Source organism: Bradyrhizobium sp. UFLA06-06 (genome assembly GCF_054820065.1).
Window position 1 is genome coordinate 38,578 of sequence record NZ_JADFUD010000029.1, and the last position, 13,854, is coordinate 52,431.

Sequence of the window (13,854 nt, forward strand, 5' to 3'; positions counted from 1 at the left end):
AGTACGGAAATCGCGAAAGTGCTTGCCTTGCCTTGACATTCAGGCTTTGGCCGCTATGTTCGCGCAACCTTTGGGAAGACTGGGTCGTCTCGTGCGCAACATTATTACCAAACTGCTTATCGCCGTCGTACCCAGGCACACCGCCGGGGATGGCTAGCTGCCATCCAAATTCGGGCGGTGTGCATGGGGCCTCTAGGGCCCCTTTTTATTGCCCGAAGCCGAAGTGACGAGAACTGACAAAAGCCGCGCAAAAACAAGCGCATCCGGAGCGAACCATGACCGACAAGAGCCACGATCCCAATCAGATGACCGGCGCCGCGATGATCGTGCGCGCGCTCATCGATCACGGCGTGCAGCATGTCTTCGGCTATCCCGGCGGTGCGGTGCTTCCGATCTACGACGAGATCTTCCAGCAGAGTGAGGTCGAGCACATCCTGGTCCGTCACGAGCAGGGCGCCGGCCATGCTGCCGAAGGCTATGCGCGCTCGACCGGCAAGCCCGGCGTGGTGCTGGTAACGTCGGGTCCCGGCGCCACCAACATGGTGACGCCGCTCACCGACGCGCTGATGGATTCGATCCCGCTGGTCTGCATCACCGGCCAGGTGCCGACCCACCTGATCGGCAACGACGCCTTCCAGGAGTGCGACACGGTCGGCATCACGCGGCCCGCCACCAAGCACAATTGGCTGGTCCGCGACGTCAACGACCTCGCCAGGGTGCTGCACGAGGCCTTCTATGTCGCCACCACCGGCCGGCCCGGCCCGGTCGTGGTCGACGTGCCGAAGGACGTGCAGTTCGCGACCGGCACCTATCATCCGCCGCGCAAGTCGGACGTGCACATCTCCTACACGCCGCGCGTCAAGGGCGACGCGACCCAGATCCGCAAGGCGGTGGCGCTGCTCGCCAACGCAAAGCGTCCGGTGATCTATTCCGGCGGCGGCGTGATCAATTCGGGTCCCGAGGCCTCGAAACTGCTGCGCCAGCTGGTGGAGGCGACCGGCTTCCCGATCACCTCGACCCTGATGGGTCTGGGCGCCTATCCCGCCTCGGGCCCGAACTGGCTCGGCATGCTGGGCATGCACGGCACCTACGAAGCCAACATGACGATGCATGATTGCGACGTCATGCTGTGCATCGGCGCGCGCTTCGACGACCGCATCACCGGTCGTACCGACGCGTTCTCGCCGGGCTCGAAGAAGATCCACATCGACATCGACCCGTCCTCGATCAACAAGAACATCCGCGTCGACGTGCCGATCATCGGCGACGCCGGCAACGTGCTTGGCGATTTGCTGCAGGTGTTCAAGGCCGAAGCCAGGAAGCCGGACATCAAGTCGTGGTGGCAGCAGATCGCGCAATGGCGCGCGCGCAACTCGCTGTCCTACCGCAAGAACAACGATATCATCCTGCCGCAATACGCGATCCAGCGCCTGTTCGAGCTGACCCGCGGCAAGGACACCTACATCACGACCGAGGTCGGTCAGCACCAGATGTGGGCCGCGCAGTTCTTCGGCTTCGAGGAGCCGCACCGCTGGATGACCTCGGGCGGTCTCGGCACCATGGGCTACGGCCTGCCGGCCGCGGTCGGCGTGCAGGTGGCGCATCCGGACAGCCTGGTGATCGACATCGCCGGCGACGCCTCGGTGCAGATGACGATTCAGGAGATGTCGACGGCGGTCCAGTTCGAGCTGCCGATCAAGATCTTCATCCTGAACAACCAGTACATGGGCATGGTTCGGCAATGGCAGCAGCTGCTGCACGGCAACCGCCTGTCGCACTCGTACTCCGAGGCGCTGCCGGACTTCGTCAAGCTCGCCGACGCCTATGGCTGCGTCGGCCTGCAGGCGACCAAACCGTCCGATCTCGACGGCGCGATCAAGGAGATGATCTCGATCAAGCGCCCGGTGCTGTTCGACTGCCGTGTCGCCGCGCTGGAGAACTGCTTCCCGATGATCCCGTCGGGCAAGGCGCACAACGAGATGCTGCTGCCGGAAGAGGCGACCGACGAGGCCACCGCAAAGGCCTTCTCCGGTGGCAAGGCGCTGGTGTGATGATGGATCGGCGTGGAGCACTCTCTCGTCACCTCGCCCCGCTTGCGGGGAGAGGTCGGATTGCGCGCGAGCGCAATCCGGGTGAGGGGGAGTCTCCGCGAGTCCGTCTCTCACCGCTTTCTTGGAGGCAGCCCCTCGCCCCAACCCTCTCCCCGCGAAGAGCGGGGCGAGGGAGCCTATCGCGCGCTCGGATGGAGGGCGGCTCCCATGTTTGACCTCAACGAGCTCGAGCGCGCGCACCGGATCGTCGGCACCGCGGTGCCGGCGACGCCGGCGCACGCCTGGCCGCTGCTCGCCGAGCGGCTCGGCACCGAGGTCGTGGTCAAGCATGAGAACCACACGCCGACCGGCGCCTTCAAGGTGCGCGGCGGCCTGGTCTATCTCGAGCGGCTGAAGCGCGAGCGCGCCGACGTGCCCGGCATCATCTCGGCGACGCGCGGCAATCACGGCCAGAGCCTGGCGTTCGCGGCGGGGCGTCACGGCGTGCCGGCGACAATCTACGTGCCGCGCGGCAACTCGGTCGAGAAGAACCGCGCCATGCACGCGTTCGGGGCCGAGCTCGTCGAGCACGGCGACGACTTCCAGGCCGCGCGGGAGGAGGCCGAGCGCCGCGCCCAATTCGCCGGCCTGCACATGGTGCCGTCGTTCCACCCGGACCTCGTGCTGGGTGTCGCGACCTACGCGCTCGAACTGTTCCGTATCGCGCCCGATCTCGACATTCTCTATGTGCCGATCGGGCAGGGCTCCGGCATCTGCGGCTGCATCATGGCGCGCGACCTGCTTGGGCTGAAGACCGAGATCGTCGGCGTGCAGTCGACCGAGGCGCCGTCCTACGCGCTGTCGTTTGCGGCCGGAAAGATCGTTACCACCGAGACCAGCAACACCCTTGCCGACGGCATGGCGACGCGGATTCCGGACGCGGATGCGTTCGCGCTGATCCGCAAGGGTGCGTCCCGCATCGTGCAGGTCAGCGACGACGAGGTCGGGCAGGCGATCCGCGCCTACTGGACCGACACCCATAATCTCGCCGAGGGCGCGGGCGCTGCGGCGCTTGCGGCCGCGCTGCAGGAAAAGAGCAGGCTCGCCGGCAAGCGGGTCGGCCTGATCCTGAGCGGCGGCAATATCGATTTCGATCTGTTCCGGACCTGGATCGGAACGGATGCTGCGCCGGCCGCCGAGCGGGCGGTGGCGTGAACAGAATGTAAGGGGACGACCATGAACCAGCCCGCATCCGCCTACTTCCTCGAAGAGCGTCACGATCCCAACGAGACGCATACTTTGTCCGTGCTCGTGCAGAACGAGCCCGGCGTGCTCGCGCGCGTGATCGGCCTGTTCTCCGGCCGCGGCTACAACATCGAGAGTCTCACCGTCTCGGAGACCGAGAGCCAGAAACATCTCTCGCGGATCACGATCGTCACCACCGGCACGCCGATGGTGATCCAGCAGATCAAGCATCAGCTCGACCGCATGATCCCGGTCTACCGCGTCGTCGACATGACGCTGACCGGCAGCTCGATCGAGCGCGAGCTCGCGATGGTCAAGGTGCGGGGCGGTGGCGATCACCGCGTCGAGGCGCTGCGGCTGGCGGACGCGTTCCGCGCCCGGGTGATCGACGCCACGACCGAGAGCTTTGTGTTCGAGATCACGGGCAATTCGTCCAAGATCAGTCAGTTCATCGACCTGATGCGTCCGTTGGGCCTGGTCGAGGTGTCACGAACCGGGGTGGCCGCGATCACGCGTGGGCCGGAAGGGATGTGAGTCATGTTGGCGCGCGACTGGTACTACACGCAACGGCGGCAGGTCGGTCTCGATACCGCGGTGGCCTCGATCTATGACGTCAGCGAGGACAGTGATGTCCGTGCCCGCCAGGCGCTGACCATGCTCGGCGTCAAGCCGGGCTGGCGGATCGCCGATATCGGCTGCGGCAACGGCGTGCTGGCCACCGAGGCGGCGCTGATGGGCGCCGAGGTCGATGCCATCGACATCTCGCCGGCGATGATCGGGCTTGCCGAAATCTATGCGCGCGACCGCAAGGCGAAGATCCGGACCCAGCCGGCCGGCCTGTTGTCGTTCGCCTACCAACCGAATTCCTACGACCTCATCGTCAGCGAGTTCACGCTGCACCATCTTCCGGACTTCTGGAAGGCAGTGGCGCTGTCGCGAATCTTCAACGCGTTGAAGCCGGGCGCGAATTTCTACCTGCGCGACATGGTGTTCGTCGGCATGCCCGACGGTGTCGATCGCGATGTCGAAGGATGGGCCGACTTCTCGATCAAGAATCACGGTTTCGAGCGCGAAAGCGTGATCACCCACATGCGCGACGAATACTCGACCTTCGGCTGGGTGATGGAGCGCATGCTGACCGAGACCGGTTTCACGCTGGTCTCCGTTGATTACCACGCGCCGCTGCACGGCACCTATCTGCTGCGCAAACCGAAGCCCGACGAACAGATCTAGATCCCGACCGAAACGGAAGCAAAAGAAGAACAACAATGAAGCCGGCCGATGTTGGCATCGCCGTCATGGTCGCGGTGATCTGGGGGCTTGCGTTCGTCGCAAGCCGGATCGCGCTCGATGAGTTCTCGCCGGAGTTGATGACGACGCTGCGCTTCGCCATCGCCGCGCTGCCGTGCCTGTTCCTGCGCAAGCCCGGCGTTTCCTGGCCGCTTCTGATCGCGATTAGCGCCACGCTGTTCCTCGGCCAGTTCCTCGCACAGGCCTTTGCGATCGCGCATGGCGTTCCGGTCGGGCTTTCCAGCGTGATCGTGCAGAGCCAGGCGCTGTTCACCATCGCCTTTGCTGCTTTGGCTTTCGGTGAAATCCCGACGCGGACCCAGGCGATCGGCATCGCGATCGCCGCGCTCGGCCTGCTGATGATCTGCGGGACGGTCGGCTACGACTTCAGCGTCGCCGCGTTTGCGATCATCATGATCTGTCCGATCAGCTTCGCGATCGGCAATCTTCTTCTGAGGCAGGCGAACGGCGCGCCGATGTTCGATCTGTTCGCCTGGCTGTGCCTGTCCGCCGCGGTGCCGCTTGCGGTGCTGACCTTGATCACCAACGGCCCGCAGCCGACCTGGCATGCGCTGATCCATATGTCGCTGACCGGGCTCGTCTGCATGCTCTGCCTCGGCGGCATCTCGACCAGCATCGCCTACTGGCTGTGGGGCCGCCTGCTGCGGGATTATCCGGCGGCGCAGGTGGTGCCGTTCGCGCTGCTGGTGCCGTTCGTCGGCTCCGCCGCCTCCAGCATCGTGTTCGGCGAGACATTCGGGCCGCTGCGGCTGGCCGGCATGGTCACCGTGATCGCCGGCATCGCCGTGATGCTGCTGTCGAAGCGGCCAAAAGCTCTGCCGAAAGTCGCGTGAGGGCACCATGTCGAGTTCGCTGCTGTTCGCCTTTGTCGTGTTCGCCGTCGTGATGTTCTTCACGCCGGGCCCCAACAACATCATGCTGCTGTCGTCGGGGCTGACCTACGGCTTCCGCCGCACGGTGCCCCACATCGCCGGCATCACGGTCGGCTTCGCCTTCATGGTCGGCGCGGTCGGCGTCGGGTTAGGGGCCGTCTTCATCGCCTATCCGGTGCTGCAGACAATCCTGAAATATGGTGGCGTCGCCTACCTGATCTATCTCGCCGCCGTCATCGCCATGGCCGAGCCGCCCTCGGCGGACAAGGACGACAGGGGCGGCCGCGGCCCGATGACGTTCTGGGGCGCCGCCATGTTCCAGTGGATCAATGCCAAGGGCTGGGTGATGGTGATCGGTACCATCACGGCCTATGCGGCGATTGCCGCCTTTCCCTGGAACATCGCGATCCAGGTCGGCCTGAGCCTGATCCTGGGCACGGTGTCTTGCATCGTCTGGGCGCTGTTCGGGACCGCCTTGCGGCCGATCCTGACCTCGCCCCGGGCGATCCGCGCCTTCAATGTGGTGATGGCCATCCTGCTGCTGGCCTCGCTCTACCCGGTCTTCATGGACGCATGATGCCGCACCGCGCCATGCGAGATGAGGGTTTCCCCTGAGGGGGAAAATGCTCTAGACAACGCCGGAAATTCGCGGGCGCCCGGCGGTTCTGACCTTCCGAAAGCCTGATTCATCGGCCGATTTTGGCCCCTTCAAACGAGGAAACCACGATGCGAGTTTACTACGATCGCGATGCCGACCTGAACCTGATCAAGGGCAAGAAGGTCGCCATCGTCGGCTACGGCAGCCAGGGCCACGCCCATGCGCTGAACCTGAAGGATTCAGGCGTCAAGGAAGTGGCGATTGCGCTGCGCAAGGGTTCGGCCTCGGCCAAGAAGGCCGAGAACGCCGGCTTCAAGGTGATGGAAGTCGCCGATGCCGCCAAGTGGGCCGACCTCGTCATGATGCTGACCCCGGACGAGCTGCAGGGCGACATCTATCGCGAGCACCTGCACGACAACATGAAGAAGGGCGCGGCGCTCGTGTTCGCCCACGGCCTCAACGTGCACTTCAACCTGCTCGATCCGCGCGCCGACCTCGACGTGCTGATGATCGCGCCGAAGGGCCCCGGCCACACCGTGCGCTCGGAATACCAGCGCGGCGGCGGCGTGCCCTGCCTGATCGCGATCGCCAAGGACTCGTCGGGCAACGCCCATGACCTCGGCCTCAGCTATGCCTCGGCGATCGGCGGCGGCCGCGCCGGCATCATCGAGACCACCTTCAAGGAAGAGTGCGAGACCGACCTGTTCGGCGAGCAGGTGGTGCTCTGCGGCGGCCTGGTCGAGCTGATCAAGGGCGGCTACGAGACGCTGGTCGAGGCCGGCTACGCGCCCGAGATGGCCTATTTCGAGTGCCTGCACGAAGTGAAGCTGATCGTCGACCTGATCTATGAAGGCGGCATCGCCAACATGAACTACTCGATCTCCAACACCGCCGAATACGGCGAGTACGTCACCGGTCCGCGCATCGTCACGGCCGAGACCAAGGCCGAGATGAAGCGCGTGCTCGCCGACATCCAGGGCGGCAAGTTCGCCCGCGACTGGATGCTGGAGAACAAGGTCAACCAGACCTCGTTCAAGGCGACCCGTGCCAAGCTCGCCGCGCACCCGATCGAGGAAGTCGGCGCCAAGCTGCGCGACATGATGCCCTGGATCAAGAAGGGCGCGCTGGTCGACAAGAGCAAGAACTAAGGCGGAAATTGCAGGGCGAGCGCGGTTCGCTTGCCCTGCACGCCAAAAGCAAAAGGGTGGGCGCGTTGCCCACCCTTTTTCTTTGTCGTAGAGGCGCGGCGGCCTAGCCGGCCGCCATCGGCTGCTTCTCGATCCTGTTGTGCAGCTGCCAGAACCGCACCGTGCGCTGCGCGGTTTCCAGCGAGAGCCGGCGGTAATCGCGCTGCGCGATTTCGAGCGTCGCATTGTCGAGCGGCAGCGGCAGCGGCCGCTTGCGCAGGATGGTTTCGACCGTCGGCCAGTTGAGCCGCGCCGAGCGGCACGGGATCAGGATCAGGTCGGAGCGCAGGCCGAGCATCAGGCGTTCGATCATCGCGATCGGCATGTCGTTGAGCACGGCAAGCGCGACCGTGACCTCGTCGAGCTTGCCCTCTTCGGCGAACTTGTAGACGGCCGCATCGTCGAGCTCGTTCAGCTGCTTCATCAGCTTGACCAGCTCTTCGGCGATGCCGTAGTTGCGGCGCGGCGCCGCGGCCTCTTCCTGGGCGATGTCGTTCAGCACCTGGCTGATCTCTTCGCGCGCCCTGGGCGACGCGATCGAGAGCAGGCGGGCGCGCACCGTATCCTTGGCGCGCTGCAGCAGGTCGCGCAGCAGCTTGGCCGGAATGTCGATGCGCAGCCCGAGGATCTCGACCAGCTCGTCGTCGCCTTCGGCGCGGGCGACGATGCTGGAATAGCCGTTGTCGGAGAACTGCGCTCCGGCGTTCTTGGCGAGACGCCGGATCACCTTGTCCTCGCCGCGGTCGATGATCACGTCGGTGACGGAAGGCGGCAGGTTTTCCCGCGCGGAGATCGCGAACAGGTGGTCCTGGCCCTTGCTGCTCGCGATCTCGCGCAGGGCGTCGTTCGAGAGGCGGCTGGAGTGGGTCAACACGTCGCCGGCGACGCTGATGTCGTCGTCCCAGGCGAGGTGCTGAATCACCTCGAACGGCGCATAGTCGAGCGGCGCGAGCCGCTTGCTGAGCTCGGCCCGCGCACGCGTCTCGACGCGCGCGACCAAGAGGCAGAGCACGTCGTCGAACACCTTGACCTGTTCATCGTTGAGGCGGTCGCCATCGTTCAGGAACAGATCGGTGACCTGCCGCAGCGTCTGCACACGCTTGGCCGATGTCCCGTCCCGGACCGCATCCTCGAGTTCGGCAATAATCGATTGTGACGCCTGTTGCGCCATCGATGGGCAACCTTGTTTTTGTTGAATGACACCTGTCTGCGCACCATGCGGGGCGCGGTCTTACACCTGCGTTAAGGTGGAACCCGGTGCAAATACGGTGTGCGTCGCATCCTTAACAGGCTGCGACCGGACTCGATTCAATGCGCGCTTTCGGCTCGGCGGAAGCTGATGCCGGTGCATTTTAAGAGATCGTTTAGGACGATAGGCGCCGCGCGACGGAAAAGATGTCGATCGACGCTGCACGTCCGCGCAATTGCGTCGAGCCGAGCGGCTCGACGACTAAATCCCGGTCCGGCGGCAGCAGGCGGAGCAGGTCGCGCGATACCAGCAGCGGACGGCCGGCCTCCTTGCAATGCGCCTGCAGCCGCGCCGTGACGTTCACGGTGTCGCCGAAATAGGCGATCTGTCGCCGCGAGTCCCCGCATTCCGCGATCACGACCGGACCGGCATGCATCCCGGCCCTAAACGAGGGCACCACGCCGAACTCCTTGCGATATTGATCGGCCCGCTTGGCGAGGCGATCCTCGATCGCGAACACGCAATCGAGATACCGCCGCGATTGCCCGTCGGCATTGGCCGGCCAGGTCACGATCACTTCGTCGCCGACATAGGCGTGGACTTCGCCGCCGTGCGACACGATCGGCTGGTCAATGTCGAAGAAGAAGCGCGTCAGCAATTCCTGCACGCGCAGCTCGCCCATCGACTCCGCCAGCGTCGTCGAGCCGACCAGGTCGAGAAACAGCAGCACGCGCTCCTCGCGCACCGGCTGCCGATAGCGTCCGAGCACGATGCCGAGCAGCGTATGCCCGCCGATCATCCGGACCAGCTCGTAGATCGTCGTGATCGGGATCGACAACAGCAGGCCGACGCCAATGATCTTCAGGAAGGTTTCGCGCATCCACTTGGCTTCGAGCCCATGCCCGTAGAGCACGATTTCCAGTACGATCGCGGCGGCCGCAACGGTGACGGCGAGGATCACAGAGCGGCCGATCAGCTCGACGATGAGTGATTGCCGTCGCAGCCAGCCACCACGTGCGGCCAGATAGAGATGCGTCGCCCAGACGATCACCGTGAGGGCTGCGCCGTCGAGGGCGCTGCGCACATAATTCGAGACGGAGGCCTCGTCGGACTCATCGAAGGCATAGCGAAACAGCCCACCGACGAGCAGGCCGAACGCCGCCAAGACGATCACAGGCGTCACGGCGCGCCGCATGGTCCCTCCATGCATATGAAATATCCTGCGCGGACCGGGAAGGCCAGCCGCGGCGCGGCCGGCGGTGACGGGATGCACCGCGGCGGCACACATGTATGCTGCGACGACAGGATCGATCGAACCGGGAAAGTGGCATGACATCGGCTGTCACGACAGGCGCGTGCAGGCTCATGGCCGTTCTGGCGGCCGTCTCCATCGCCTTCACCGCGCCGGTTGTTCGCGCCGGCGATCAGAGCGTTGGCGAGCCATCCTGCGACGGCGGCACCTACCAGATGGTCGAATGCCTCAAGGCCAAGACCGCGCAGTGGGACAAGCGGATGAACGTCGCCTATCAGAAGGCGTTGAAGGATGCCGCCGACGACAAGCAGCGCGAACAGCTGCGCACCGCGCAGCGGCTATGGATCCAGTATCGTGACGCCAACTGCCTGTATTACGACCTCGGCGAGGGCACCATCGCCCGGCTCGATGCCGGCGAATGCATGCGCAGCATGACTGAAGCCCGCGCTAGGGAACTGGAGAATCTTGGCCATCAGTGAGCCATCTTCCGGAGTCAGGACCGAGGTCATGACTGATGGAAAGAGCCAGGACGAATTGACCCAGCTTGCCGAGGAGGCGCTGCGCGCCCAGCCCGGCTGCGAAACCGCGCGTGTGCCGGCGGTCGCAGCGCTGCCCGATGCGCAGATCGGGCGCAACTGGGAGATTCCGAACGTCGTGCTCGGTGACAGCCTGATCAGCGACGTCGACCGCGCGGTGCTGTCGGTTCATCGCCAGCTCGGCCGCAAGTTTCACCTGGTGTAAGGCGGCCCGATCTCAGCTCGCCTGCGCCGGACGCGGCGCAGGCCGCGCGGCCATGCTGATCATCCGGAGCGCGAACACGGCGGCGAGCGGCACAAGGAACAGCGCGTAGAGCGGCATCTCGGGAATTCGCTTGCCGAACGAGACCATGAACTGCAGCAGCAGATAGTAGCCGCCGATGAGATGCAGCCGGCGCCAGGCGCGCGGGCCCAGCATCGCAGCCGTGCGATCGAATGATGTCGCGGTCAGCGCGATGATGAAGGCATAGCCGATGCCGCCGAAGATATACGAGACCGCCGAGGTTGCGGCGGCGAAGCCGGGCGGATCGAGGATCGCGAAGGCTGTGATCGCGACCGCATGGATGGCGTGCGAGGTCGCGAAGGTGACGCCCAGGTAACGGCGGTTGCGGCGCTGCCACTGCGTCCAGGCGTTCGGCCACAGCCGCGCCAGCGCCGCCGCCGAGAAGGCGAGGCAGAAGAACAACAGCGAGGTCCGCGCCGTGAAGCGGATCACCATCCGCACGCCCTCGACCTCGAACTGCCGCATCGCGGCGATCCAGATCGAAAGCCCGATCAGGGTGAGCGTGAGCAGGCCAAACAGCCGCCAGCCCTCGAACCAGTTGCGATGCGTCGCCATATCCCGTCTCCCGTTCATGTAATCACCAGTTACATTTCGCGCCCGCGCGCGGTCAATCCGTGTAATCATCGCTTACATTCACAAGCGGGTGATGCTAGTGGTGCGCCATGCGCCGCCCCGCCAAAAGCCCGTCCACCGGCCGCCGGCCCGCCAAGCCGCGTCCGGTCGCGACGCGGGCGCCGGCGGCGAGGCCGTATCACCACGGCGACCTCCGCCGCGTCCTGATCGATGCCGCCATGCAACTGGTCGGCGAGGGCGGGCCGGAGGCGGTCAGCGTGCGCGAGGCCGCGCGCCGGGCCGGGGTCTCGCCGGGCGCGCCGTTCCGGCATTTCCCGAGCCGGGACGCCCTGATGAATGCGGTGGCGGAGGAGGCGCAACGCCGCTTTCGCGCCGAGATCGAGGCGGCGTTGGCCGAGGCGCCGTCAGGCAATCCGCTCGGCCGCTTCCGCCATCTCGGGATCGCCTATCTGCGCTGGGCGATGAAGAACCCGACCCATTTCGAGATCATATCCAGCCGCCGCTTCTTCGACCACGACCGCTCGGCCGCCGTCTCCAGCGACAATGCCGACTTGATCGGCCTGACCGAGCGCACGCTGGCGGAGGCATTTTCAGCTGGCCAACTCGGGACGCGCGACCTCAGGCAGGTCCAGATCGCCGGCCGCGCGCTGGTCTATGGCTTCGCGCGGATGCACATCGACGGCCATTTGCCGCGCTGGGGTGTCGGCGATGCGGAGGTCGAGCAGATGGCTGCCGACATCGTCGATCTCTTCATCGCGGGCATCGCGAGCCACGCCGCGCCGGCCGCCAAAGTTTAAGGCACGCGCGCTGCCTGCCGCGGCCAGGCTGGGCGCGGCAAATTCATTGCGCGTTCATGACGATTCAATTACGGTTTTGTGACGCGGCCCAGACACCGGCTGTGCCGCATGCCTCCTGGCCGTTGCCAGTCAAGGCGGTGGCATTGCGCCGGGTTGTATTGCGTCCCGCCCATGGCGCCCGCGCCTCAGCAAAACTCCTCCGTTGCCGCACTGGCCGGCGGTCTTGCCGCGCTTGGCATCTGGCGGTTGATGGCGGTCGCGGCACCGCATTTCGGCGCGCTGATCCTGATGCTGCGCACCGAGACCGATTTCGGCTCGCGGCTTTGCTTCCTGCTCACCTGGGGAATCCTGAACTTCCTGTTCATCGCGCTGCTGCGTCGGCCGGCGCTGTCGGGCGCGCTGTCGCTGACACTGGTCGTCGTGTTGGTGCTGCTGTCGCGCTTCAAGCACGACGTGGTGCAGATGACCGCGAATTTCGTCGACCTGATGGTGATCGACCGCGACACCGCGGCGTTCCTGCTGACGATCTTCCCGAGCCTGCGCTGGTCGATCATCGGCGCCGGCCTCGTCACGCTGCCCTTGATGTACGCGCTGTGGTGGCTCGATCCGTTCCGCATCCGCCGCCTGCCGGCTGCGGCGGCCTGCCTCGCCTGCACCGCGGCGCTCTCGGGTTATGCCTTCGCCTGGCCGGACGAAGCCTGGCGCGGCTATTACGACGACGGCTATCTCTCGAAGTTCGCGCGCTCCGGCGTCACGGCCGTGTCCGATTTCGTCGCCTACGGCTTCATGGAGTCGGATCCGACCGCGAGCGACCAGCTTAGGATGCCCTTGGTCGATGCCTGCCATCCCGCCGGGCGGCGGCCGAACATCATCGTGATCCATGATGAATCGAGTTTCGACATCCGCGCAGCCTCCGGCGTCAAGGTGCCGCCGGGCTACGGCAGCCAGTTCAAGTCCTATGACGGCGTCGAGCGCAAATTCCTCGCCGAGAGCAATGGCGGGCCGAGCTGGTTCACCGAGTACAACGTGCTTGCGGGATTGTCCTCGCGCTCGTTCGGCCGGTTCTCCTATTTCGTCACCCGCATCGCGTCGGGACGCGTGGAGCGCGGCCTGCCGTTGGCGCTGCGTCGCTGCGGCTACGACACGCTCTCGCTCTATCCCGCGTTCGGCGCCTTCATGAGCGCGCGCAACTTCCAGACCACGACCGGCATCCAGCGCTTCTACGACGCGCATGACCTGCATGCGAAGGACGTCGAGCCCGACAGCTTCTTCTACGACAAGGCGCTGAAGCTGATGGCCGAGCAGAAGACGTCAGGTACGCCGCTGTTCGCCTTCGTCTATCTCGCCGCCAATCATTTCCCCTGGGAAACCAAATTCCACCCCGAGTTGCTGCCGTCGTGGAAGCGGCCGGGCAATAGGCCCGCGGTCGACGAATATCTGCGCCGGCAGGCGATGAGCGCTGGCGACTATGCCGGCTTCGTCGCGGCGCTGAAAAAGAAGTTTCCGGCGCAGCCTTTCCTGATCGTGCGTTACGGCGATCATCAGCCGGAATTCTCGCCGCAGCTGCTAGATCCCGATCTCGACGAGGCCGGCATCGGCAAGAAGCTGATGGATTACGATCCGCGTTACTACGCGACCTACTATGCGATCGACGCCATCAACTTCGAGCCGGTGAAGAGCCCGGCGGTGATGGACACGATCGACGCCGCCTATCTGCCGCTGGTGATTCAGGAAGCTGCCGGCATTCCGCTCGATCCGTCGTTCGAGGAGCAGAAGGCGATCATGCTTCGTTGCAACGGCGCATTCTATTCCTGCAAGGACGGCGCAGAAGCACGCCGCTTCAATCGCCTGTTGATCGACGCGGGGATCATCAAGGGATTGTGAGACGTCGTCATTGCGAGGAGCGTAGCGACGAAGCAATCCATCTTTCGTCGCATGCGGAGAGGTGGATTGCTTCGCTTCGCTCGCAATGACGGCGAGA

14 protein-coding genes are annotated in these 13,854 nt (G+C 65.2%); 11 read left to right on the forward strand and 3 right to left on the reverse strand.

Annotated features, from left to right (window positions below; genetic code table 11):
• Window positions 1-275: 275 nt before the first annotated feature.
• The 7 genes from IF803_RS24040 to ilvC all read left to right on the forward strand — a co-directional run bounded on the left by IF803_RS24040 (window position 276) and on the right by ilvC (window position 7,204).
• Window positions 276-2,051 (forward strand): acetolactate synthase 3 large subunit, encoded by a 1,776-nt coding sequence (locus tag IF803_RS24040; protein WP_461193658.1) that lies wholly within the window; start codon window positions 276-278, stop codon window positions 2,049-2,051.
• Window positions 2,052-2,258: 207 nt separating this feature from the next.
• Window positions 2,259-3,245 carry a threonine dehydratase gene (locus IF803_RS24045; protein ID WP_461193659.1) on the forward strand — a complete coding sequence of 329 codons (987 nt, stop codon included), beginning with the start codon at window positions 2,259-2,261 and terminating at the stop codon, window positions 3,243-3,245.
• A 21-nt stretch (window positions 3,246-3,266) separates the two neighbouring features.
• A complete protein-coding gene (ilvN, locus tag IF803_RS24050; protein WP_016841057.1) occupies window positions 3,267-3,809 on the forward strand; it encodes an acetolactate synthase small subunit in 543 nt (180 codons plus the stop codon).
• A gap of 3 nt (window positions 3,810-3,812) precedes the next feature.
• Window positions 3,813-4,508 (forward strand): class I SAM-dependent methyltransferase, encoded by a 696-nt coding sequence (locus IF803_RS24055; protein WP_028332477.1) that lies wholly within the window; start codon window positions 3,813-3,815, stop codon window positions 4,506-4,508.
• Between the two features lie 35 nt (window positions 4,509-4,543).
• Window positions 4,544-5,419 (forward strand): EamA family transporter, encoded by an 876-nt coding sequence (locus IF803_RS24060; RefSeq protein WP_461193661.1) that lies wholly within the window; start codon window positions 4,544-4,546, stop codon window positions 5,417-5,419.
• 7 nt (window positions 5,420-5,426) lie between these two features.
• Window positions 5,427-6,035, forward strand: a complete 609-nt coding sequence (locus tag IF803_RS24065) for a LysE family translocator (protein WP_304496384.1) — start codon at window positions 5,427-5,429, stop codon at window positions 6,033-6,035.
• A gap of 149 nt (window positions 6,036-6,184) precedes the next feature.
• Window positions 6,185-7,204, forward strand: coding sequence for a ketol-acid reductoisomerase (gene ilvC / locus IF803_RS24070; RefSeq protein ID WP_225162567.1), 1,020 nt, complete (start codon window positions 6,185-6,187; stop codon window positions 7,202-7,204).
• A gap of 103 nt (window positions 7,205-7,307) precedes the next feature.
• Here the strand turns inward: ilvC and IF803_RS24075 are convergent, their stop codons facing one another.
• Together IF803_RS24075 and IF803_RS24080 are read right to left on the reverse strand one after the other, a co-directional pair.
• Window positions 7,308-8,414, reverse strand: a complete 1,107-nt coding sequence (locus IF803_RS24075) for a DUF2336 domain-containing protein (protein WP_069277951.1) — start codon at window positions 8,412-8,414, stop codon at window positions 7,308-7,310.
• A gap of 193 nt (window positions 8,415-8,607) precedes the next feature.
• Window positions 8,608-9,627, reverse strand: coding sequence for an adenylate/guanylate cyclase domain-containing protein (locus tag IF803_RS24080; protein ID WP_461193662.1), 1,020 nt, complete (start codon window positions 9,625-9,627; stop codon window positions 8,608-8,610).
• 134 nt (window positions 9,628-9,761) lie between these two features.
• Here IF803_RS24080 and IF803_RS24085 point away from each other — a divergent pair, with 134 nt between their 5' ends.
• Together IF803_RS24085 and IF803_RS24090 are read left to right on the forward strand one after the other, a co-directional pair.
• The gene (locus IF803_RS24085) at window positions 9,762-10,163 is read left to right on the forward strand and encodes a lysozyme inhibitor LprI family protein (RefSeq protein WP_461193663.1); all 402 of its coding nucleotides are present in this window, start codon (window positions 9,762-9,764) and stop codon (window positions 10,161-10,163) included.
• 28 nt (window positions 10,164-10,191) lie between these two features.
• Entirely contained in the window at window positions 10,192-10,425 is a 234-nt protein-coding gene (locus IF803_RS24090; RefSeq protein ID WP_304496380.1) for a hypothetical protein, read from the forward strand.
• 12 nt (window positions 10,426-10,437) lie between these two features.
• Here IF803_RS24090 and IF803_RS24095 read toward each other — a convergent pair whose 3' ends face one another.
• Window positions 10,438-11,058, reverse strand: coding sequence for a hypothetical protein (locus IF803_RS24095; protein WP_461193664.1), 621 nt, complete (start codon window positions 11,056-11,058; stop codon window positions 10,438-10,440).
• A gap of 107 nt (window positions 11,059-11,165) precedes the next feature.
• Here IF803_RS24095 and IF803_RS24100 point away from each other — a divergent pair, with 107 nt between their 5' ends.
• Both IF803_RS24100 and IF803_RS24105 read left to right on the forward strand, forming a co-directional pair.
• On the forward strand, window positions 11,166-11,873 hold the full coding sequence (locus tag IF803_RS24100) for a TetR/AcrR family transcriptional regulator (RefSeq protein WP_461193665.1): 708 nt from the start codon (window positions 11,166-11,168) through the stop codon (window positions 11,871-11,873).
• A gap of 171 nt (window positions 11,874-12,044) precedes the next feature.
• Complete coding sequence (locus IF803_RS24105) at window positions 12,045-13,757, forward strand: sulfatase-like hydrolase/transferase (RefSeq protein WP_461193666.1); 1,713 nt, start codon at window positions 12,045-12,047, stop codon at window positions 13,755-13,757.
• The last annotated feature ends 97 nt before the right edge of the window (window positions 13,758-13,854 follow it).